The organism is Enterobacter cloacae complex sp. 2022EL-00788 (assembly GCF_026627565.1).
In the GTDB taxonomy this organism is placed as follows: Bacteria; Pseudomonadota; Gammaproteobacteria; order Enterobacterales; family Enterobacteriaceae; genus Enterobacter; species Enterobacter pasteurii.
Map to the genome: position 1 here is coordinate 22,160 of NZ_JAPNMC010000023.1, position 20,460 is coordinate 42,619.

The 20,460-nt window shown below is 53.4% G+C and carries 19 protein-coding genes; 9 read left to right on the forward strand and 10 right to left on the reverse strand.

Annotated features, from left to right (window positions below):
- Positions 1-10: 10 nt before the first annotated feature.
- From ybiO to rhtA, 6 genes are all read right to left on the reverse strand, one after another.
- Entirely contained in the window at positions 11-2,221 is a 2,211-nt protein-coding gene (ybiO, locus tag OWK27_RS23190; RefSeq protein ID WP_148420859.1) for a mechanosensitive channel protein, read from the reverse strand.
- Positions 2,222-2,341: 120 nt separating this feature from the next.
- A complete protein-coding gene (gene glnQ / locus OWK27_RS23195) occupies positions 2,342-3,064 on the reverse strand; it encodes a glutamine ABC transporter ATP-binding protein GlnQ (protein ID WP_022647522.1) in 723 nt (240 codons plus the stop codon).
- Positions 3,061-3,720, reverse strand: coding sequence for a glutamine ABC transporter permease GlnP (gene glnP / locus OWK27_RS23200; protein WP_003858462.1), 660 nt, complete (start codon positions 3,718-3,720; stop codon positions 3,061-3,063). The genes glnQ and glnP overlap by 4 nt, the downstream gene beginning before the upstream one ends.
- Positions 3,721-3,813: 93 nt before the next feature.
- The gene (glnH, locus tag OWK27_RS23205; protein WP_003858455.1) at positions 3,814-4,557 is read right to left on the reverse strand and encodes a glutamine ABC transporter substrate-binding protein GlnH; all 744 of its coding nucleotides are present in this window, start codon (positions 4,555-4,557) and stop codon (positions 3,814-3,816) included.
- Between the two features lie 361 nt (positions 4,558-4,918).
- A complete protein-coding gene (dps, locus tag OWK27_RS23210; RefSeq protein WP_000100801.1) occupies positions 4,919-5,422 on the reverse strand; it encodes a DNA starvation/stationary phase protection protein Dps in 504 nt (167 codons plus the stop codon).
- Positions 5,423-5,722: 300 nt separating this feature from the next.
- The gene (gene rhtA / locus OWK27_RS23215) at positions 5,723-6,610 is read right to left on the reverse strand and encodes a threonine/homoserine exporter RhtA (protein WP_252003318.1); all 888 of its coding nucleotides are present in this window, start codon (positions 6,608-6,610) and stop codon (positions 5,723-5,725) included.
- A 354-nt stretch (positions 6,611-6,964) separates the two neighbouring features.
- Between rhtA and ompX the strand changes: the two genes are divergently transcribed.
- On the forward strand, positions 6,965-7,483 hold the full coding sequence (ompX, locus tag OWK27_RS23220) for an outer membrane protein OmpX (protein ID WP_003858450.1): 519 nt from the start codon (positions 6,965-6,967) through the stop codon (positions 7,481-7,483).
- 143 nt (positions 7,484-7,626) lie between these two features.
- Here the strand turns inward: ompX and OWK27_RS23225 are convergent, their stop codons facing one another.
- Positions 7,627-9,210 carry a phosphoethanolamine transferase gene (locus OWK27_RS23225; RefSeq protein WP_267591304.1) on the reverse strand — a complete coding sequence of 528 codons (1,584 nt, stop codon included), beginning with the start codon at positions 9,208-9,210 and terminating at the stop codon, positions 7,627-7,629.
- A gap of 267 nt (positions 9,211-9,477) precedes the next feature.
- On the reverse strand, positions 9,478-9,606 hold the full coding sequence (mntS, locus tag OWK27_RS23230; protein WP_032645368.1) for a manganase accumulation protein MntS: 129 nt from the start codon (positions 9,604-9,606) through the stop codon (positions 9,478-9,480).
- Positions 9,607-9,789: 183 nt separating this feature from the next.
- Here mntS and mntR point away from each other — a divergent pair, with 183 nt between their 5' ends.
- The 6 genes from mntR (at position 9,790) to OWK27_RS23260 (ending at position 16,795) form a co-directional block, all read left to right on the forward strand.
- A complete protein-coding gene (gene mntR / locus OWK27_RS23235; RefSeq protein ID WP_148420737.1) occupies positions 9,790-10,260 on the forward strand; it encodes a manganese-binding transcriptional regulator MntR in 471 nt (156 codons plus the stop codon).
- Positions 10,257-11,366: an anion transporter gene (locus OWK27_RS23240; RefSeq protein WP_267591305.1), complete on the forward strand. Its 1,110-nt coding sequence runs from the start codon at positions 10,257-10,259 to the stop codon at positions 11,364-11,366. Before mntR ends, OWK27_RS23240 begins: the two co-directional genes overlap by 4 nt.
- Before the next feature lie 101 nt (positions 11,367-11,467).
- Positions 11,468-12,562 carry an HlyD family secretion protein gene (locus OWK27_RS23245; RefSeq protein WP_267591306.1) on the forward strand — a complete coding sequence of 365 codons (1,095 nt, stop codon included), beginning with the start codon at positions 11,468-11,470 and terminating at the stop codon, positions 12,560-12,562.
- The gene (locus OWK27_RS23250) at positions 12,559-14,130 is read left to right on the forward strand and encodes a DHA2 family efflux MFS transporter permease subunit (protein ID WP_193356605.1); all 1,572 of its coding nucleotides are present in this window, start codon (positions 12,559-12,561) and stop codon (positions 14,128-14,130) included. The genes OWK27_RS23245 and OWK27_RS23250 overlap by 4 nt, the downstream gene beginning before the upstream one ends.
- Positions 14,130-15,653, forward strand: a complete 1,524-nt coding sequence (locus tag OWK27_RS23255) for an efflux transporter outer membrane subunit (RefSeq protein WP_267591307.1) — start codon at positions 14,130-14,132, stop codon at positions 15,651-15,653. Before OWK27_RS23250 ends, OWK27_RS23255 begins: the two co-directional genes overlap by 1 nt.
- A 101-nt stretch (positions 15,654-15,754) precedes the next feature.
- Entirely contained in the window at positions 15,755-16,795 is a 1,041-nt protein-coding gene (locus OWK27_RS23260) for an aldo/keto reductase (RefSeq protein ID WP_193356603.1), read from the forward strand.
- Positions 16,796-17,182: 387 nt separating this feature from the next.
- Here the strand turns inward: OWK27_RS23260 and OWK27_RS23265 are convergent, their stop codons facing one another.
- Both OWK27_RS23265 and OWK27_RS23270 read right to left on the reverse strand, forming a co-directional pair.
- Positions 17,183-17,479 carry a hypothetical protein gene (locus tag OWK27_RS23265; RefSeq protein ID WP_148420731.1) on the reverse strand — a complete coding sequence of 99 codons (297 nt, stop codon included), beginning with the start codon at positions 17,477-17,479 and terminating at the stop codon, positions 17,183-17,185.
- 187 nt (positions 17,480-17,666) lie between these two features.
- Complete coding sequence (locus OWK27_RS23270; protein WP_252003326.1) at positions 17,667-18,518, reverse strand: winged helix-turn-helix domain-containing protein; 852 nt, start codon at positions 18,516-18,518, stop codon at positions 17,667-17,669.
- 471 nt (positions 18,519-18,989) lie between these two features.
- On the opposite strand from OWK27_RS23270, the gene OWK27_RS23275 reads away from it, so the two are divergent.
- Positions 18,990-19,763 carry an EAL domain-containing protein gene (locus OWK27_RS23275; protein WP_267591308.1) on the forward strand — a complete coding sequence of 258 codons (774 nt, stop codon included), beginning with the start codon at positions 18,990-18,992 and terminating at the stop codon, positions 19,761-19,763.
- A gap of 10 nt (positions 19,764-19,773) precedes the next feature.
- A complete protein-coding gene (locus OWK27_RS23280; RefSeq protein ID WP_176610817.1) occupies positions 19,774-20,370 on the forward strand; it encodes a hypothetical protein in 597 nt (198 codons plus the stop codon).
- Positions 20,371-20,460: the final 90 nt, after the last annotated feature.

The following is a 20,460-nucleotide window of genomic DNA, read 5'->3' on the forward strand; positions in this document are numbered from 1 at the left end:
GGCAGAACGATTACAGCGTCGGCGCCTGCGGCGGTGGCGGCGTAGCCGGCGATGGCAGTACCTGATAGGTCTGTACCGGCGCGCGCACCTCCGCCAGATCGAAGTGTTTTTTCACCATGCTGTCGAGCGCGAAGCGCACCGTCCACTGCTTTAGCGGCTGGGTGGTGAACGACACGCGCAGGGTAAAGGCGGTGTTCGTCAGCCCGACGATGCCGGCGAACGACGGCTCGCCAATCACCAGCCCGCGAATATCCTCCATCTCCATCAGTTCGCTCACCGCGTCCCGCAGCGCCTGCTTCGCTTTCTCCGCGTCTTCATGGCGATCCACGTCGTAGTTCGCCACCACCGAACCAATGCCGCGCACAAAGTTGGCAAAGGTGGTGATCGAAGACCACGGAATGATGTGGTACGCCCCGGTGTCCTGACGCACGCCGACGGAGCGAATGGACATCCGCTCCACCGTGCCGGTGAGCGGCCCGATGGTTACGAGGTCTCCGGTGTTCATCCCGTTCTCAAACTGGATAAAGATGCCGGTGATAATATCTTTTACCAGCGTCTGCGAACCGAAGGAGATCGCCAGCCCCAGGGCACCGGCGCCTGCCAGCAGCGGGGCGATATTCACGCCGATCTCCGACAGCACAATCATGATGGTAATGGTGCTGATGATCACCGCCAGCGCGTTGCGAAACAGTGTGAGCAGCGTGCGGGCGCGGGCGCTGGGCAGCGGCCTGCCATGGACATCAGAGACCAGACGGTTCTCAATAAGGCTTGCCAGCAGCGTCCAGCCGACGGCGGAGAAGAACAGGATCAGCGCGATACGAATAAGTATATCGACGGTCTTTTCCCCCGCGCCGTTGTGCAGCCAGTTCCAGAAATCAAACAGGCTCCACGCGTTCAGCAGCAGCATGATTGCCACGCAGACCGTCAGAATACGCGCCGCTTTCAGGGAGACCGACATCCAGCCGTTAACCCGTTTTTGCAGCTCCGGGTAATTCCGCTGAACCGGCGGCGACAGGGTAATGGTTTTCGAAAGCCAGCGGGAGAGCAGGCCGGAGACAAACGCCGCTATGCCGATAATCGCCAGGCTTTTAAACGTCGCCCCCATCATAAACTTCAGGCTGTTGCCCGGGTCGAACAGCGAGAAGAAGCACAGCACAATAAAATAGGCGCTGGCCAGCCAGTGCCACACCAGGGCAAAGGCGCGGATAAACAGGCTGAAAAAGGAGAGGGAGCGATCGGCCAGGTGCAGCAGGCTCTCGGTAATCGCTTTTTTATTATGGAAGATGAGGTACAGCGCCCAGACGGTTATACAGAGCATGATTAGCACGTTCGCCAGCGCCCCAAACTGCACGTTAACCTGGTTGGAAATAATCGGCACGGCAACCAGCAGGCCGTAACCAATTAACCCGCTCAGTACGCTGAGCCGCACCGCCCAGTATTTGGCGCTCCGATCCTGAATCGCGAAGGGGCGAAGATCCGGCACGCGCGGGCAGAAGATCAGCCGCAGAAGGGCCTTAAAGAATTCAATCAGCGCAAACGCGTTGAGGAACAGCGCCTGCTGAAAGGCGATGGTTTTGTTTCCGGTGTTAAGCCGGTCTGCCAGCAGCTGGCCGACAAACAGCGTCATCGCCAGCAGCAGTAAATCGATGATAAAGGCTCCGGTAATCATCGCCGGAAGATGTAACCAGCTGCTTTTTTGCTGATTCTTTTTACGTCCCCACTGGCCCATTTTTCGGTACAGTGGCCAGACGCACAGGCGCAGCAGCCAGTAAAAAATGAATACGGCACCCGCCAGAATGGCAAACTGCGTGGCGGCAGCGGAGAAGGTGTGGGGGTTAAAAGGCTTGTGTGATGTGCCAATCAGGTTTCGGTAGAGCTGGGCAAAACGCGACGACAGCGCTTCACCGTAGTGACGGCTGATGTCGGTGACGTTTTCCAGCACCGTTTTTTCTTCTTCGACCTGCGGCGGCGCTATGGTCGGAACCGGATCCTGAGGCGGCGTGGCGGCCACCTTCCTTAGCTGATCGATTAACTCCTGCCTGGACGTGTCGTTCTCAAGCACGTCGGCCAGGGCGCTGTACGCGGCTTTTTTCTTTTCGGCGTCTGGCTCCGGCGGCGCATTCTGCTGGGTGGCGGTGGCTCCGGTGGTGACGCCAGGAATGGTTACAGCCAGCGATGGCGCGCTAAGCAGGCTAAACAAGAGCAACAGGATCCACGGCACGGCGTCCTCCGACAAAAATATCGTGCAAAATGATAAGTATAGAGGGCGAGAAGCGGAGGGGAGCTTTTGGGAACAATCCGGCGTAAAAAAGCCGGGCAAGCCCGGCTTAGCGTACTGCTGTCAGGAGACGTGCTGAAGGAATTCCTGGAGGCGCTGGCTTGGCGGGTTCGCGATCAGCGCCTGCGGATTTCCGTCTTCCGCGATACGGCCTTTATCAATGAAGATCAGACGGGACGCCACCTTTTCGGCAAAGCCGATTTCGTGGGTAACGATAACCATCGTCATGCCTTCTTCCGCCAGATCCTGCATGACCTTAAGCACCTCGTGACGCAGCTCCGGGTCGAGTGCGGAGGTTGGCTCATCAAACAGCATCATTTTTGGCTTCACCGCCAGCGCACGGGCAATCGCCACGCGCTGCTGCTGGCCGCCGGACAGCTCGGAAGGATAGTGATGGGCACGCTCCGCCAGGCCCACTTTTGCCAGCAGATCTTTGGCCAGCGTTTCGGCCGCCGCTTTGCTGGCTCCGCGCACGCGCAGCGGACCGAACATCACGTTTTCCAGCGCCGTCAGGTGCGGGAACAGGTAGAACTGCTGGAACACCATGCCCGCTTCCTGGCGGATCAGGCGCTCGTCTACTTTCGGATCGTTAACCTTCAGACCATCGACGATTAAATCGCCGCTGGTGATCTCTTCGAGCTTGTTAATGCAGCGCAGCAGGGTGGATTTACCGGAGCCGGACGGCCCGATAATGACCACCACTTCACCCTGCCTGATGTTCAAATCAATATTGTGCAGCACCTGGGTTGGGCCAAAGTGCTTGGAAACGTTTTTAAATTCAATCACAGGATTTTCATCCTTCTTTCAAGACGACGCAGAACAAAGCTCAGGACAAGCGTGATAATCAGATAAACAACGGCGACCGCACTCCAGATTTCCAGGGCGCGGAAGTTACCCGCAATGATCTCCTGGCCCTGACGGGTCAGCTCGGCAACGCCGATTACAATGAACAGCGAGGTGTCTTTGATACTGATGATCCACTGGTTGCCCAGCGGTGGCAGCATGCGGCGCAGCGCCAGCGGCAGGATCACGTGACGGATCGTTTCGCGACGTGAAAGGCCTAGCGCCAGGCCGGCTTCGCTGAAGCCTTTATGAATCGACAGTACCGCACCGCGGGTGATTTCCGCAATGTAGGCACCTGAGTTGATCATGATGGTGACAACGGCGGCGCTGAACGGGTCAATGCGCAGGTCGGTGAATGCCATTGGCAGGGCGAAGTAGATAAACATCACCTGCACCACAATCGGGGTGCCGCGGATCACTTCGATGAAAACCAGTGCGATGTGGTTTGCAATCCAGCCGCCGTAGGTGCGAGCGAAACCGGCCACCAGACCGATAATCAACCCGCCAACCAGACCAAGGACCGAGATCCATAGGGTCATTTTGGCGCCTTCAAGCAAGAGAGGAATGGCAGGCCAGATGGCGCTCCAGTCAAACTGCATGATGTATTCCTGTATACCGTGGTGAAAAACAAAAAACGTAGGCCCGGCAAGCGTGAGCGCCACCGGGCGTTACAAACCTGAGATCAGGTAAAATTATTTAGGCTCGGTACCGAACCATTTTTTGTAGATTTCGTTATAGGTGCCGTTCTCTTTCAGCGTTTTCAGCGCGCCGTTCACCTTGTTACGCAGGTCGTCGCTGCCTTTCGGGAACGCGATACCGTACTGCTGTGCTTCCAGAGAATCGCCTACCGCTTTGAACTTGCCGTTGCCTGCGGTTTTGATGAAGTACAGGATGTTCGGGGTATCGTGCAGCACCGCGTCAGCGCGGTTCGTGCCGAGTTCCATATAGGCGTTGTCGATGTTCGGGAACTGACGCAGGTCTTTGGTTTTGATGTTGGCTTTCGCGTAATCAACGGAACCGGTGCCGCTCTTCACAGCGACCACTTTACCGTCCAGGTCTTTCACGCTTTTTACGTCGTTGTTGTCTGCTTTCACCATCACCAGCAGGCCGCTTTTGTAGTAGCCGTCTGAGAAATCGATCGCTTTTTTACGTTCTTCAGTAATGGTGATGCCAGCCAGCGCCAGGTCAACGTTTTTGGTTTGCAGCGCCGGGATGATCCCGCTGAAGTCCATTGGCTTCAGGGTGTAGTCCAGCTTAAGTTCTTTTGCGACAGCGGCCCACAGATCCACGTCAAAACCGACGTATTTGTCACCCTGCTTAAATTCAAACGGTACGAACGCCGTGTCAGTCGCCACAACCAGTTTGTCGGCGGCCTGAGAGGACACCGCAAACGCCAGGGTAAGTGCAGCCAGTGAAACTTTTAATACAGACTTCATAGCATTTCCTTTTATATCCACGGGGCGATCCCCTGCGAGAACGTCAGGCACAATGAAAAAATCGTGCCAGTTTTACAACCTGTTGTTTTGCAAAGGAGATGATGTCACGCATTGCACAATAAGCGTGGCAATCCTGTTTTGTTGCACCAGAATGGAGCACCGTTTTGGTGCGCTTCGTTAGGGGCTTCCGACAGGGAGGTATTTAGCGCAGAATCTGACGGAAAAACAATCTTCCGTTAACGGTTGTGTGAGGTGATTATTACATTTTATTCACTTTTGCGGCCTTTTCGCCCAAAAGTGCGCACCATAAATGTGCAAAACCCCCGCCAGGGGCGAGGGCTATTCAGATAATCCGCAGGGATTATTCGATGTTGGACTCAATGAACCACAGGAACTGATCCAGGTCGCGGGAGGCGGCGGTGAAGATATCAGCAGTATCTTCATCTTTTGCTTCGCCGATGGCTTTACGAACGTCGTTCGCCACGATCGCGTAGCGGTCCGCCAGCTCTTTCAGGTGATCCTGAACGGTATGAATATCCAGCGGGTAGCTTTTCAGTGGCGTTTTGCTGTTGATCACCTGCGTGGTGCCCAGCGCCACGCCGCCCAGCTGTACGGCGCGTTCGGCCATAGTATCAAGGTGTGTAACCAGTGCTGTGCGGAAGCCATCCAGCATTTCATGAACGGCAATAAAGTTTGCACCGCGCATATTCCAGTGGGCCTGTTTGGTGATCAGCGAAAGATCGATGAACTGGACCACCTGGCGATTCAGCAGCTCAATGGTTGCCTTTTTATCGCTATCCGATACATCGTTACGGGTATAAAGCAGATTAGACGCTTTCGTTTTCACCAGTTTAGCGGTACTCATAATCTCATATCCTCTTGATGTTTGTGTCCCAGGTAATTACGGGACTAAGTATAGCACCGGATTTTTTCTCTGCGGTTTGGCGCTGCCTATCGGTTTAATAGCGAAAGGATGGTTGTATTAGTAAGTGTTTGAAATTCAAGGAATCTATAAAAATTGATGCAGATCAATCTTAATTTATCCTCTGGCAAGGCGGGCGGGTGACATATTTCAGCAATAAAGGCGACTTTGTAAGAAAGTATTTGGGCGAACGGATTAGGCGTATATTCTGCATAGAGGATGGACCATGCAGAATATAAGGGGTTAGCTGAGGTCGATTTTTTGAACCTTAGGTTCTGGACGCATGGTCAGCGTGGAGCCCATTGATGCCGCAATAATGGAGCAGAGCGCCAGCGTTTGCACCAGCGTCAGGGTTTCGCCGAGGAAAATCATTCCCGAAACGGCGGCCAGGGCGGGTTCCATGCTCATCAGGGTGCCGAAAATGCGCGTGGGCAGGCGCGTCAGGGCGATCATCTCCAGAGAGTAGGGCAGCGCCGTAGAGAGGATAGCGACCGCCAGCCCCACCGGCAGGATGGACCACTGCCATATTGAGTCCGTGGCCTGCGCCATGCCAAGCGGAACAAAAATGATGGCGGCAATCAGCGACCCTAACGCGACCGTCGCCGGACCGTGTTCTTCGCCTGCACGCTGGCCGGTTAAAATATAAACCGCCCAGCACGCCCCGGCGCCCAGCGCCAGAGCGGCACCCGTTAAATCGACTTGCGACACGCTTTGACCCAGCGGCAGCAAGAACCATAGCCCCAGCACGGCAAGGATCACCCAGATAAAGTCTACCGGACGACGGGAAGAGAAGAGGGCGACGGCCAGCGGGCCGGTAAATTCAAGCGCAACCGCGATCCCCAGGGGGATGGTCTGAATTGAGAGATAGAACATATAGTTCATCCCTCCCAGCGCCAGCCCATAAAAGAGCAGGGGCAGCCGCTGCTCCTTTTTAAAGCGTAACCGCCAGGGCTTAAAGATAACCACGAGGATCAGGGTACCTAACGCGATGCGCAGCGCCGTGACGCCCGGCGCACCGACCAGCGGAAAGAGGGATTTTGCCAGCGACGCGCCACTCTGTATGGACATCATCGCGATAAGTATGACTACAACCGGCATCCAGACCGAAGACTTGCGGGGTAAACCAGGCATCCTTTCTCCTGTCAATTTATGTCAAATGAGGTAAAAGTGGCAGTGTAATGGAAATAAGCTGCAACGGTTGAGCTACTGTTGAAAAAAAACCAGGGAAAATCCGTAAAATGAGGAAAGGTTGATGATTTTATCGCCTGAAAGATTAGGAATAATCTGGATGAATGTAACGGCGATGACGCGCACTATTAGCGTTAAAAGGTGAAAATCTGGAGTTATTTTAACAAGATAGAGCCTTCTGGAAATGTTCTGTTACAGGAAAGGTCTCATTAGACATCGTGAAGAACAAAGAGTTTCACAGAATTTTTTGATATATTTAAAACTTACGGACTTACTTGAAGCACATTTGAGGTGGTTATGAAAAAAATTGCATGTCTTTCAGCACTGGCAGCTGTTCTGGCTGTTTCCGCAGGTACCGCTGTAGCGGCAACTTCAACTGTAACTGGTGGTTACGCTCAGAGCGATATGCAGGGCGTGATGAACAAAACCAACGGTTTCAACCTGAAGTACCGTTACGAGCAAGACAACAACCCGCTGGGCGTGATCGGTTCTTTCACCTACACCGAGAAAGATCGTACTGAAAATGGCTCTTACAATAAAGGTCAGTACTACGGCATCACCGCGGGTCCTGCTTACCGCCTGAATGACTGGGCAAGCATCTACGGTGTTGTAGGTGTTGGCTACGGTAAATTCCAGCAGACCGAAAACCAGGGTCTGAACCGTACTGCTAGCAACAGCGACTACGGTTTCTCCTATGGCGCAGGTATGCAGTTCAACCCAATCGAAAACGTTGCTCTGGACTTCTCCTATGAGCAGAGCCGTATCCGCAACGTTGACGTTGGCACCTGGATCGCGGGCGTAGGTTACCGCTTCTAATCACTTCGGTGAGCCAGTAAAAAATCCGCCCCTTGTGGCGGATTTTTTTTGAGAAGCTTAAAGCAAAACGGCAATCCATGATTGCCGTTTTTTACGTTCGTTCCCCGCAGGTGAGGGCACCAGGCCGCACGAATCAGCGGAGATCACTTACTCTTAATATCGAAAATATCCGTCCCCAGATGGTTATAGTCAACTTTCTGTAACCTGAAGTTGGTAATGTAAACTGGCGGGCCCTTCTTCCCGGAGATAAACGGGTAATCATTTTTTATCTCCTTCGCCTTAATGCCCGTCCACTGTGAGAAGAATTTCAGAAAATCGTTGGCGGAACGGCGTGCCTTGATGATGCGATGCGTTTTGTCATCGCTCGACAGCACCATGAACGGCACCTGGAAGTTCTGCTGGAATTTATCATCGTGCGCCAGATACTGCACCTCTTTGCCGCGCTCCTTAAACGCCAGGCCGTGGTCTGAGAAATAGACCATGGAGAAGCTGTCGCCGCTGTTGCGCAGCTGCGCGTACAGCTTGCTGAGCAGATCGTCGGTTTGCGTCATGGTGTAGAGGTAGCAGGAGGTCTCTTTCGACTGCACAAAGTCGGCGTACTTACCCTGCGTGCGGTCGCAGGCCTGCGGATGGGACCCCATCAGATGCAGGACAATCAGCTGCGGCTGGGTGCGCTGGGTGGCAAAAACCTGCGCCGTCATCTTCAGCAGCGCTTCATCTTTGGTATTTTTATCCGCTTCAAAGTCACCGCTCTTCAGGAACTGCACCTCGTCGGCACGCTTTGCGATGCTGGCAATAGCGGTATCGTATTCACCAATCTGTCCCTGATTTGAGAACCACCAGGTCTGGAAACCGGCGCGGTTAGCCAGCGTGACAAAATTATCCTGAAACTGCGGTTTGCCATCCACCACGCGGTTAAGCGTCAGGCCGAGGGATTTCTGCGTCGAGCCGCTGGCGGCAACGTAGTCGGTAAACAGCGTACCGTTGACGGTGCTGGCAAACGGCGTGTTGTCCCAGTGGCCGCCAAACGCGCCGAGCGCATCGCGACGCGCGCTTTCGCCGATCACCACGACGTAGGTGTGGTACTTCGGCTTCACCGCCAGCACGTTCCAGGTATCTTTCATCGTGGAAAGCTCGGCCATGCGCGCCTGTTCGTCGAGCACTTCCTCGTTATTGACCACCACGTCCTTGACGAAGCGAAACACCGGATACCCGGTATCTTTAAGCTTAAACACGCCGCCCCAGGCCAGGTTTTGTACCGGCGCGACAAAAAACGTCACCACGCTGAAGGCCAGGCACAGGCTTTCAATTTTACCCCACGCCTTTTTCGCATCCGGCTTACGGCGAACCGCAATCACCCCAAGGGCAAAAATAAAGAGGCCAACGACGTAGCTGTACCACGGGAAGATCGTCAGGATCTCCGTGGACTCTTCCATATTGGTGGAGTGCAGCGCCAGCAGGGTATTAAAGTTTGGCGCGCCATACGCCTGGCCAAACGGGAAATAGGCCGCGGCGACCAGGGAGCAGAGACCCAGAAGCGCTTTCTGCACGCGCGGTGCGCTTCGCCACAGCAGGTGCAGGATGCAGGTGAACGCGACGGCATAAAGCAGGCTGAAGGGGTAGCCAAGCGCAAAGTTAATCAGCAGCGACTGCAAAAAATAAAATCCCGTCCACGGGCTTAAGGCCCGGCTGCGGGTAACAAGCGTATCAATCAGGGTTACGTTCATAGATCACTATCACGAAAACGCCATGTGCTCACCCTGGCGCCAAGGGTCAAAGCCTGCCGGACAGTGCGTGGAAAGGGAATGCGAGGTCCGCTTCAGCGAGCCGCAAATTGTGCAGGGCTGCAAGAAGATAGTGCGAGCGTGAATTAAGGTCAACAGTTGCTAAACAGATGTTTTGCGAAGGGGGCTGCAAATCCGCAAAAATAATCGGGAATTGGTCGTTTACAGGGAAGCGTGAAGGGGAAATGAAGCGGCGTGCCGCGACGCCGCTTAGTGGGAAGATTTGTCGTCCTGGTGCGGTTTGTTGTTAAACATATCGCACAGCATGTTCAACAGCATTAAGCGCACTTTGAAGGGAGAGTGGGTAAACACGGTCATACACCTCTTGAATTCGTTCATAAGACCTCCTGATTTTTGATCCCTTCGATCCGTGAAGGGTGACTGCATTACATACAGATATAGCACAGGCTATATTGTATAGCTATGGCTAATTCGTTAATTTTTTGTGCTTGTAGAGCTATGGTTTACAATGTGCGCTCCGTTACAGGGCGCTGGAAGCGTCAACCCCATTGAGGAAGCACAATGAACCGTCGCGCAGGTAAGCCAACTAAAAAAACGACGCAACTGGTGAACGTTGAAGAGCATGTTGAAGGGTTTCGTCAGGTGCGTGAGGCGCACCGCCGGGAGCTGATTGATGATTATGTTGAGCTGATCTCCGACCTGATTCGTGAGGTCGGGGAAGCGCGTCAGGTTGATATGGCCGCACGTCTGGGCGTTTCACAGCCAACGGTTGCCAAAATGTTAAAACGTCTGGCGTCGGTAGGGCTGATCGAGATGATCCCGTGGCGCGGGGTGTTCCTCACCGCTGAAGGCGAAAAGCTGGCGCAGGAGAGCCGCGAGCGCCATCAGATCGTCGAGAATTTTTTACTGGTGCTGGGCGTGAGCCCGGAAATTGCCCGTCGGGATGCCGAAGGGATGGAACATCACGTCAGCGAAGAGACGCTGGTACGGTTCCGCGAATTTACGCTCAAATACGGTCCCTCCGCTGAATGAACATCCCCGGCCTGCAGGCCCTGAAACGCGATCGCTTTTTCCATCTGCTGCTTATTATTGGCGTCGGGCTCAGTCTGTTTGTGCCCTTTGCGCCGCAGGCCTGGCCTGCGGCCATTGACTGGCGCACCATCATCACCCTGAGCGGGCTGATGATGCTCACCAAGGGCGTTGAGCTGAGCGGCTATTTCGACGTCCTGGGGCGCAAAATGGTGCGCCGCTTTGCCACCGAGCGCAGGCTGGCGCTGTTTATGGTCTTCTCGGCGGCGCTGCTGTCGACGTTTCTGACCAACGACGTGGCGCTGTTTATCGTGGTGCCGCTTACGCTCACGTTGCGTAAGCTGTGCGAAATTCCGGTGACCCGTCTGATCATTTTTGAAGCGCTGGCCGTTAACGCCGGCTCGCTGCTTACGCCGATCGGAAACCCGCAGAACATTTTGCTGTGGGGACGCTCCGGCCTGTCGTTTACCGCCTTTACCTGGCAGATGGCGCCGCTGGCGCTGGCGATCGTGCTGACGCTACTGGTGGTCTGCTGGTTTGCCTTCCCTAATAAATCGCTGCAGTACCATAGCGGTACGGCCGGCCCGCAGTGGCAGCCGCGCCTGGTCTGGAGCTGCCTCGGCCTGTATATCGTTTTCCTCACCGCGCTGGAGCTAAACCAGGCCCTGGCGGGCGCGCTGCTGGTGGCGTGCGGTTTCCTGTTCCTCGCCCGGCGGGTGCTGGTGAGCGTCGACTGGACGCTGCTGCTGGTCTTTATGGCGATGTTTATCGATGTGCATCTGCTGATCCAGCTCCCGATATTGCAGAGCGTTCTTCACGGCGTCAGCGGCCTGTCCCAGGCGGGGCTGTGGCTGACGGCGATTGGTCTTTCGCAGGTCATCAGCAACGTGCCGTCCACCATTTTACTGCTTAACTATGTTCCCCCTACGGCGCTGCTGGCCTGGGCGGTTAACGTCGGTGGCTTTGGGCTGCTGCCCGGCTCGCTGGCGAACCTGATCGCCCTGCGTATGGCAAACGACCGCCGCATCTGGTGGCGCTTCCATCTCTGGTCAATCCCGATGCTGCTCTGGTCAGCGGCGGTCGGTTTCGGACTATTCCTTCTCATATAGTGCGCAATTTGTCAGTTTTTCCTGGCAAATGTATAGCAACGTCCTAGCTTTAGTGAACGGCATAGTGTGATGCCGCTCACTGACAGGACCGTTGCTGAACTATGGCAGAAGATCAAAACCCACCTGCTGACGAGCAGGAAAACAATAATAACGAGCGCAAGCGCCCGGGCAAAAAACCGTTAATTATCCTTGGCATCGTGGTCATCGTGATGGTGATTGTGGCGCTGGTCTGGTGGTTTTTGACCCGTAACGAAGAGACCACCGACGACGCCTTCACCGACGGTGACGTGGTGACGATTGCCCCTAAAACGGCGGGCTACGTTACCGAGCTTCGCGTGCGGGATAACCAGCGCGTGAAAAAAGGCGACGTGCTGGTGGTAATCGATCCTCGCGATAACATCGCCCAGCGCGATCGGGCTAAGGCCGAGCTCGGGCTGGCGCAGGCTCAGCTGCATCAGGCTCAGGCGCAGCTGGCGCTCTCGAAGGTGCAATATCCCGCCCAGCGCGACGAAGCCAGGGCTCAGGTGCTGAAAGCGCAGGCGGATATGGCGAACGCGCAGGCGGAGTATCGCCGCCAGCGCGGCGTTGACCCGCGCGCGACCACCCAGCAAAGTATTGATTCCGCTAATGCCCAGCTGCGCAGCGCGCAGGCGGGTCTTGCCAGCGCCCGGGCGCAGCTGGAGGTGGCGGAGCAGGTTCAGCTGCAAATTCGCCAGCAGGAGACCAACGTCGAAGCCCGCGAGCGGCAGGTCGACCAGTCCAGAGCGCAGCTGGAAACCGCCAACCTGAACCTCTCTTATACCGAAGTCCGCGCCCCGTTCGACGGCTTTGTGACCAAACGCAACGTGCAGCCCGGCACGCTGGTGCAGGCGGGCACGGCGCTGTTCTCGCTGGTGTCCCCGAACGTGTGGGTGGTGGCGAACTTCAAGGAGTCGCAGCTTGAGCGCATGAAGCCCGGCGATAGGGTCACCGTCTCCGTGGATGCCTGGCCGGATATGGCGCTGGAAGGCCACATCGACAGCATCCAGCAGGGCAGCGGCTCGCGCTTCTCCGCCTTCCCGTCGGAAAACGCTACCGGTAACTTTGTGAAGATCGTTCAGCGCGTGCCGGTGAAAATCGTCATTGATAAAGGGCTGGATCCGAACAGGCCGCTGCCGCTGGGGCTGTCGGTTGAACCGAAGGTCACTGTGGAATGACGGACAGCAGCCACGAAAACTGGAAGCCCGCCAGCAACCCGTGGGCGGTGGCAATTGTGGTCACCCTGGCGGTGTTTATGGAAATTCTGGACACCACCATCGTCAACGTGGCGCTGCCGCACGTGGCGGGGTCGCTTTCGGCCAGCTATGACGAATCCACCTGGGTACTCACCAGCTACCTGGTGGCGAACGGCATCGTGCTGCCCATCTCGGCGTTCCTGAGCCGCCTGTTTGGCCGCAAGCAGTTCTTCCTGATCTGCATCGTCATGTTCACCATCTGCTCGTTCCTGTGCGGCATCGCCACCGAGCTGTGGCAAATCATCCTTTTCCGCGTGATGCAGGGCTTCTTCGGCGGCGGATTGCAGCCCACGCAGCAGTCGGTTTTGCTCGACTACTTCAAGCCGGAGGACAGGGGCAAAGCTTTCGGTCTTTCGTCGATTGCCATTATCGTTGCGCCGGTGCTTGGCCCGACGCTGGGCGGCTGGATCACCGATAACTACTCCTGGCGCTGGGTGTTCTTCATCAATATTCCGGTGGGGATCGTGACGGTGCTGGCGATCTACCAGCTGCTGGAAGATCCGCCGTGGGAGAAAAAATCGGAAGAGAAGCTCACCGTCGACTGGACGGGGATCGGCCTGATCGCCCTCGGTCTGGGCTGTTTGCAGGTGATGCTCGACCGGGGCGAGGACGACGACTGGTTCTACTCGAACTTTATCCGCACCTTTGCGGTGCTGACGCTGGTCGGCATTATCGGCGCGATCTACTGGCTGGTGTATGCCAAAAAGCCTGTGGTGGATCTGCACTGCATGAAGGACCGTAACTTCGCCGTCTCCAGCCTGCTGATGGCGGGGATGGCGATGATCCTGTACGGCAGCTCGGTGGTTATCCCGCAGCTGGCGCAGCAGGATTTAGGCTATACCGCCACCTGGTCCGGGCTGGTGCTGTCCCCCGGGGCGGTGCTGATCGTCTTAACTATTCCGCTGGTGCTGAAGCTAATGCCGGTGGTGCAAACCCGCTGGATCATCGCCTTTGGCTTTACCTGCCTGGCGGTGTCGTTCTTCTGGTCGCGCACGCTGACGCCGGATATTGACTTCGAAACCCTGGTGCTGTTCCGCAGCGCCCAGTCGATTGGGCTGGGGTTCCTGTTCGTGCCGCTGACCACCATCGCCTTTATCTCGATTCCGAGGCGGCTGAATGCCGATGCGGCGGCGCTGTTCACCATGTTCCGCAACGTGGCGGGCTCGATTGGCATTTCGCTCTCGACGGCGGCCATTACCGAGCGCTCGCAGGCGCACAGCGCGCACCTGGCGTATCACGCCTCGCCGTTTAACGAACAGTTCCAGCTGGCGATACGCGAAAGCGCGCAGGCGATCCAGAACTTCACCACCCAGGTGGGCGATCCGACCGGCATTGCCACCGGGCGGATGTACCAGACGATGATCGAGCAGTCGCGCTTCCTGGCCTACATCGACGTCTTCACCCTGCTGAGCGCGGTGGCCTTTTTACTGATTCCGTTTTGTTTGTTGCTCTCGCCGGTTAAGAGCGAGGGGAGTGCAGGAGCACACTGATGATACACAGACGTTTACACCCCCTGATGATAATGATGCTGCTGGTGGGCTGCGCCGTCGGGCCGGACTACCAGCAGCCCGCACCGCCTGCGGCCGCGCGCTGGAACGATAAGGGCGACGGCGCGGTGAAATCGCAAACTACCTCCGCCGCGACCAATCCGCGCTGGTGGAAAACCTTCGGCTCGCCTCAGCTCGATAGCCTGGTTGAGCGCGCCATCGCCGGGAACCTGACGCTACAGCAGACGGTACTGCGCATTGCCGGCGCGCGTGAACAGATTAACCAGGCGGGCGGGGCATTTTTCCCGTCGGTGAACGGCAGCGTGCAGGCCACGCGCCAGCAGCTCGGCCTGGAAGGGGAGCTGAAATCCCACGGCGTGTACGACCAGCTGGATAACGTCGATCCGCAGCTGCGGGGGGCGTTAGGACCGCTGACGCAGCCGATCAACCTTTATCAGGGCAGCTTTGACGCCCGGTGGGAAATCGACCTGTGGGGCAAGGTGCGCCGTCAGGTGGAGGCGGCGGAGGCGCAGCAGAGGGCGGCAATCGAGCAGCGTAACGATGCGCTGGTGTCGCTGGAGGCGGAAGTGGCTCGCGCCTGGCTACAGCTGCGTGGCGCGCAAAGCATTATCGCTACGCTCAATACCCAGATTGAGAGCGCCCGGCAGACGCTGGCGCTCACGGAGAGCCGCCAGCGCGGCGGGCTGTCACCGCAGATGGACGTGGAAAACGCCCGGGCGCAGCTTGGCACTCTTGAAGCCCAGCTGCCGCAGTATGAGGCGCAGGCGCGTCAGGCGATGAACGGCCTGGCGATCCTCCTCGGCAAGCCGCCGGGCGCGCTGGATGCTGAACTCCAGTCTTCACAGCCCATGCCCGCATTGCCGGATATTGTGCAAACGGGCATTCCGTCAACGCTTGCGCGGCGTCGCCCGGACGTGCGCGAAGCGGAGGCGAACCTCCATGCCGCCACGGCGCAAATCGGCGTCTCGGTGGCGGAGCTGTTCCCGAGCTTTACCCTCTCCGGTCAGTTTGGCATGCGCAACAGCGAATCCGGCTGGCTGACCGACTGGAGCAGCCACTTCTACAGCTTTGGCCCGCAGGTTTCCATTCCCATCTTCCAGGGCGGTCGGCTGGTCTCCAGCGTGAAGGTGGCGCGCGCGCAGCAGGGCGCGGCGGTACTGGACTACCGTCAGACGGTGCTGACGGCGCTCGGCGACGTCGAAAATGCCCTGGTGAGCTATCGCACCGACCAGCAGCGTGAGGCGGGCCTCGCGAAAACCATCGATGCGCTGCAAAACGCCTTTGACCTGGCGAGCGACAGCTACCGGCAGGGGATCGCCAGCTTTATCGACGTGCTGGACGCCCAGCGGCAGCTGGCGCAGGCGCAGCAGCAGCGCGCGCAGGCGCAGGTGCAGAGCGCGCTTGACCTGGTGGCGCTCTACAAAGCCCTCGGCGGCGGCTGGGAGCCGTATCAGCAGGTGCAGCTCCCGGATTACGCCGTCTTTGGCGACGCCCCGCGCGGATAGATTTGGAGGATTGGGCAAGAAACGGACAGGAACGCCACATTCGCGAAGGCCGAGGGGCGGGTATAACTAACGGACACCCATCGACATGCGAGGAAAGCGTTATGCGTTATCAAAAACTGGGCAATACCGGACTGTTTGTTTCAGAACTCTGCCTCGGCACCATGACCTTCGGCGGCGAGGGCGGCATGTGGGGCAAGATTGGCCAGCTCAGGCAAAACGACGCCGAGCAGCTGGTGGGCCGCGCGCTGGACGCCGGCATCAACTTTATCGACACTGCCGACGTCTATTCGGAAGGACGCTCGGAGGAGATCCTCGGTCAGGCGCTGAAAAACCTGAACGTCCCGCGCGAAAACGTGGTGGTCGCCACCAAGGTGTTTGGTGAAACGGGGACCGCGGGAGTGAACTCACGCGGCGGCTCGCGCTATCACATTATCGGCAGCGTAAAGGAGAGCCTGCGCCGCCTGCAGCTCGATCATATCGATCTCTATCAGCTACACGGCTTCGATCCGGCGACCCCCATCGAAGAGACCCTCTATGCGCTGGATAACCTGGTGCAGCACGGCCACGTGCGCTATATCGGCGTCTCTAACTGGGCGGCCTGGCAGATTGCCAAAGCGCTGGGCATTTCCGAACGCCTGGGCCTGTCCCGTTTCGCCTCACTCCAGGCGTATTACACCATCGCCGGACGCGACCTGGAGCGCGAGCTGGTGCCGATGATGCAGAGCGAAGGCGTCGGGCTGATGGTCTGGAGCCCGCTGGCGGGCGGCCTGCTGAGCGGGAAATACGGCCGTGACGGGCAGAGCGAAACCGGAGGCCGTCGTCTGGAGTTTGACTTCCCGCCGGTGAATAAAGATCGCGCCTTCGACTGCGTGGACGTGATGCGCGTCATTGCCGAGCGTAAGGGCGTTTCTGTGGCGCAAATCGCGCTGGCGTGGCTGCTGCATCAAAAAGCGGTGACCAGCGTGATTATCGGCGCGAAACGGGTCGAGCAGCTGGAGGACAACATTGCCGCCACCGGGATCCGCCTGAGCGAAGACGAGCTAAAAGAGCTTGATGCCGTCAGCGCGCTGCCGCGCGAATATCCGGGCTGGATGCTGGAGCGGCAGGGCGAGCATCGCCGCAGCCAGCTCGCGCAGCAGTAACCTTCCTTCCCCCCGGCGGCGCGTCGCTTGCCGGGGGGGAAGGCCTTAAAGAAGTTATGGTACTCATCACTTTTGTTCAAACAGAAAACTCCAGTAAACGAAATACCTGCAATTTTCATAGCCGCTACGACAGCGCGCTGATACTGGTTTTGTAATTCACCAGGGCTGCAGCCCGCTGATGTTCCCTTCATACGTCTCCAGGTAGTCCGTAAGTGCAACCACGGGCTGGCAATAATCCAGCTGAGCATGAAGGAATAGACTGAAAAGAGTCTAACAGGCATAACCCGTTTTCCCAGAATCTGAAAGTAGCGGCGAAGATAAAGCCCATCATATACTTTTTTAATCCACGCAAATCAAAATTATTCAATAATTATTGCTTAATGTGTTTTATTTCTTTTTAATGCAAATGAAGGAGGGTAGTGGTAAATCCCCAATAATAAATGAGTTTGAATGTTTTCGAATTGTAATTCTTTTGTTTTCAAAATCAAACAGATCGAACAATAACCCTGCTGATTCATTTTGGGTCATATTATCATCAGGGTGTTTAGAAACTAATATATCAGATAAATAAAAATCACTCTTGTTTCTGCCAAGCACCTTAAAGGTTATGTCGCGATTGACAAGATGTTTATTAATTGGAACGGGTTGCCTGGCTGATACCGATGTTCCAAAGATGCTGATCATGCCTGTTCCTGGGCGGATCTTAACGCTGATTGTACCATTAAAAGTATATTCATGATCCCCTGGTGAGTTCATTTCAACGGCGGCAGTACAATTTACATTATTACTATTCGAGATAAAGCATAAGGTAATAACGGTAAGGGTTATTATAAGAGTGATAAAAATAAAACACGTCAAGATTTTATATTTTTTATTCATGAGTAAAAAGGCTCTTACAGGTAGAGATAACTTTAGATATATTATCCTGATAACCACATCGGCTAATAAATAACCGACCTGTTTTATCATAAAGCAGACTGTCTTCAAGTTGTGAGATATAGAAGTTATTAGCGACGCATGGTAATTTATCTTTAGCAATATGTTCAATGGTAACTAATTTAGATCCGATTAAATCTTTAGAGCTTTTATAAAGTGTGTAAACTGAGCAGGAGTCAATCTTACCTGCCAGATAAAGTTTCGTTGTTTTAATCTCTCCTCGGTATAAGTAAAATAAAAGCAGGACAGAGCAAAGTATGATGAATGAAAGCACATTAATATAATGAAAGTATTTAATATCATTTTCTTTCAATAAAGAACTGAGATTATCTCTTGTCATAATTAATGAATTATCGGTATGTTCGGTATGGAAAGAAGTTAACGCCTCCGAATGTTCAAGAGGTGTCAAAGGGTTATCCAATGTAGACACAAAAGAAGACGCATCAGTTAAGCTTTCAACTAGCCTGACTTCGACTTTCGTTGTCAGCACAAATCCAGTCCGCGGTATAGTTATCAGAAATTCAGTATTGTCTCCAAGAAGTTGAAAGTTTTTACGGATAAGGGATATGTATTGTGAAAGAGTATTGTTCGAGGCCTTATATCCGTATTCATCCCATACACTGTTTAAAATTTCGGTGCGAGTTAACGTAGTTCCTTGATATTTAATGAATAGTGATAACAACCGCGAGGCTGTAGCCGGGAGCAGTATTGTATCATTAGTATCAATGTTGGTTAAAGAACACTGAGTATCATCATAAACAACCTTATCATTAAAAATATATAACATAACTTTCTGACCTATATATAGTTATTGTACCTACAGTTTGTGTATTTATTGCCCGCCTGTTTAGTAGTGCTACTTTATCATAAGAATAATCTATGTCACTAAATTAAATAAACAAAGGTGATAATTGTTGATTATTTTTTATATTTTTTGGGAGTTTGTGAGTCTTTTTTTATTAATATAGAGATGTTTCGTAAAATTATAATCTTATACATTAATGTATTTTATATATTCATAGTTTAATTGTCTTTATTTTCTTATATATGTAGATATTAATCCCGTATTTTCTCTGTTGTTTAATATAATGTTCTGAAATGGGAGGGAGGGTGTAAAATGTGTTACAGCAAGTAACCATTGGTTTAGATCAATCAACGCAGGCGTTGAAAATATACACATACATGTTCAGGGCAACACAACCTGGTGGCCAGAAGGGAACGTACGATGCTGATAACGAACAATAGTGGGAAGTCTCGAATGGAGTTCAATGCTGTTTATAACTCAGCATCTATAATGGATGTAACTCCCTTCTTGCAACCGATTGTTAATGTTTTAGATGGCACGCTTGCAGGCGTAGAAATTCTTTGTCGGGTTGAGACAAATAAAGGTTACATCCTAAATCAATTTCAAATAGAAGAACTTGAAGCTCCGGGTCGAGCTGATTTCTACGCCAGGCAATTGTTACTTAAAACAGTTGAACAACTGAGTCGATATAATACTATAGGAAATATACCGCAAGGGTTTATTTTCACATTGAACATAACTGCATCACAGATTATGTCAGAAGCGATGAAGAAAGAGATCGTCAGATTTAAACATTGCTTCCCTTCAAATGTTGAAGTGTTGCTTGAGATCGTCGAAAGAAATGTTATGGATTTAACGGAAGGGTTAATCGAATCAATCGCTTTTTATGATTCAATTGGTGTAAAAATTGCTATTGATGATGCAGGGATAAACTCCGCAGCAATGCGATACTTTGGAATCACTAACGTTGCGATGCTGAAACTAGATCGTTCTGTAACTCGTATCACTGAAAAAAACGAATTAATACACAAGAAACTAGTTAACAGTATAGTAAGCCTATCGAGTTTTTGTGATGTAAAAGTTATTGCTGAAGGAGTCGAAAATTCTAACCAGCAACATGCACTTGAAGAGTGTGGCATTTCTTTAATGCAAGGTTTTTATTACTCAAAGCCAGTTCCAGTTAAAGAGTTTTGCATTTTTTTAAATAAATTTGGAGGCCAGGGATAAGGGTGCGTCTATGCGAAAGAATGTTAAAATCATATCTGACGATTACTATTATATTAGAGGTTTACAGTCTCTATTTAATGGTAAACGATATTTGAATGTTACATGTTATTACCTGTACGATCTGACTCGTGGTGGGTTAATAGATATTTTCCTTACGTCAGCCAGGACTATGGATGATGTTGTTCTTTTAGCTGTGGATGATTTAAATATCATTAAGGAAATATCTTGCTTAGATAACACCAATGTAATCTACTCTATTCGAACCCTCAGTAAAAACGACATGGTTCTTTTTTACAAAGATTCTTTGGTTATCGATCGATATATTTCTCTGGATCGGCTGAACAGACTTTTTATCAAAACTCCTGCTATTTTATCCAGGACTGAAGCATCTTTGTCGAAAAAAGAGGAGATGGTTATTTTTAACTATTTTGGACTCACTTTTAAACGATTTAGCTATTTACAGAAGGATATTGAGCGAAAGAGAGTAAGTTATTATAAGCGCTCTGCTTATCAGAAATTTAGAGTGTCTGGAGATGGAGCTGCATACTCTATAGTCAAAGCTTTATGTCATATAAGGCCAATGGTTCGTCAGCGCGTTGATTTATAACCTGGACAATTTTTCATTCTAATTTGCTCTAACTATTGGGAGGCATTTCATCAACTATAGCTTTAAAAATATTATTTTATGAAAAATTAA

What these genes read in the sequence shown, in the direction of transcription:
- OWK27_RS23270 (WP_252003326.1), bottom strand. Translation starts at nt 18,518, where the DNA reads ATGTTATATATTTTTAATGATAAGGTTGTTTATGATGATACTCAGTGT.
- dps (WP_000100801.1), bottom strand. Translation starts at nt 5,422, where the DNA reads ATGAGTACCGCTAAACTGGTGAAAACGAAAGCGTCTAATCTGCTTTAT.
- OWK27_RS23260 (WP_193356603.1), top strand. Translation starts at nt 15,755, where the DNA reads ATGCGTTATCAAAAACTGGGCAATACCGGACTGTTTGTTTCAGAACTC.
- OWK27_RS23250 (WP_193356605.1), top strand. Translation starts at nt 12,559, where the DNA reads ATGACGGACAGCAGCCACGAAAACTGGAAGCCCGCCAGCAACCCGTGG.
- OWK27_RS23275 (WP_267591308.1), top strand. Translation starts at nt 18,990, where the DNA reads ATGGAGTTCAATGCTGTTTATAACTCAGCATCTATAATGGATGTAACT.
- glnP (WP_003858462.1), bottom strand. Translation starts at nt 3,720, where the DNA reads ATGCAGTTTGACTGGAGCGCCATCTGGCCTGCCATTCCTCTCTTGCTT.
- mntS (WP_032645368.1), bottom strand. Translation starts at nt 9,606, where the DNA reads ATGAACGAATTCAAGAGGTGTATGACCGTGTTTACCCACTCTCCCTTC.
- OWK27_RS23255 (WP_267591307.1), top strand. Translation starts at nt 14,130, where the DNA reads ATGATACACAGACGTTTACACCCCCTGATGATAATGATGCTGCTGGTG.
- mntR (WP_148420737.1), top strand. Translation starts at nt 9,790, where the DNA reads ATGAACCGTCGCGCAGGTAAGCCAACTAAAAAAACGACGCAACTGGTG.
- OWK27_RS23225 (WP_267591304.1), bottom strand. Translation starts at nt 9,210, where the DNA reads ATGAACGTAACCCTGATTGATACGCTTGTTACCCGCAGCCGGGCCTTA.
- OWK27_RS23245 (WP_267591306.1), top strand. Translation starts at nt 11,468, where the DNA reads ATGGCAGAAGATCAAAACCCACCTGCTGACGAGCAGGAAAACAATAAT.
- ompX (WP_003858450.1), top strand. Translation starts at nt 6,965, where the DNA reads ATGAAAAAAATTGCATGTCTTTCAGCACTGGCAGCTGTTCTGGCTGTT.
- OWK27_RS23265 (WP_148420731.1), bottom strand. Translation starts at nt 17,479, where the DNA reads ATGATCAGCATCTTTGGAACATCGGTATCAGCCAGGCAACCCGTTCCA.
- OWK27_RS23240 (WP_267591305.1), top strand. Translation starts at nt 10,257, where the DNA reads ATGAACATCCCCGGCCTGCAGGCCCTGAAACGCGATCGCTTTTTCCAT.
- rhtA (WP_252003318.1), bottom strand. Translation starts at nt 6,610, where the DNA reads ATGCCTGGTTTACCCCGCAAGTCTTCGGTCTGGATGCCGGTTGTAGTC.
- OWK27_RS23280 (WP_176610817.1), top strand. Translation starts at nt 19,774, where the DNA reads ATGCGAAAGAATGTTAAAATCATATCTGACGATTACTATTATATTAGA.
- glnH (WP_003858455.1), bottom strand. Translation starts at nt 4,557, where the DNA reads ATGAAGTCTGTATTAAAAGTTTCACTGGCTGCACTTACCCTGGCGTTT.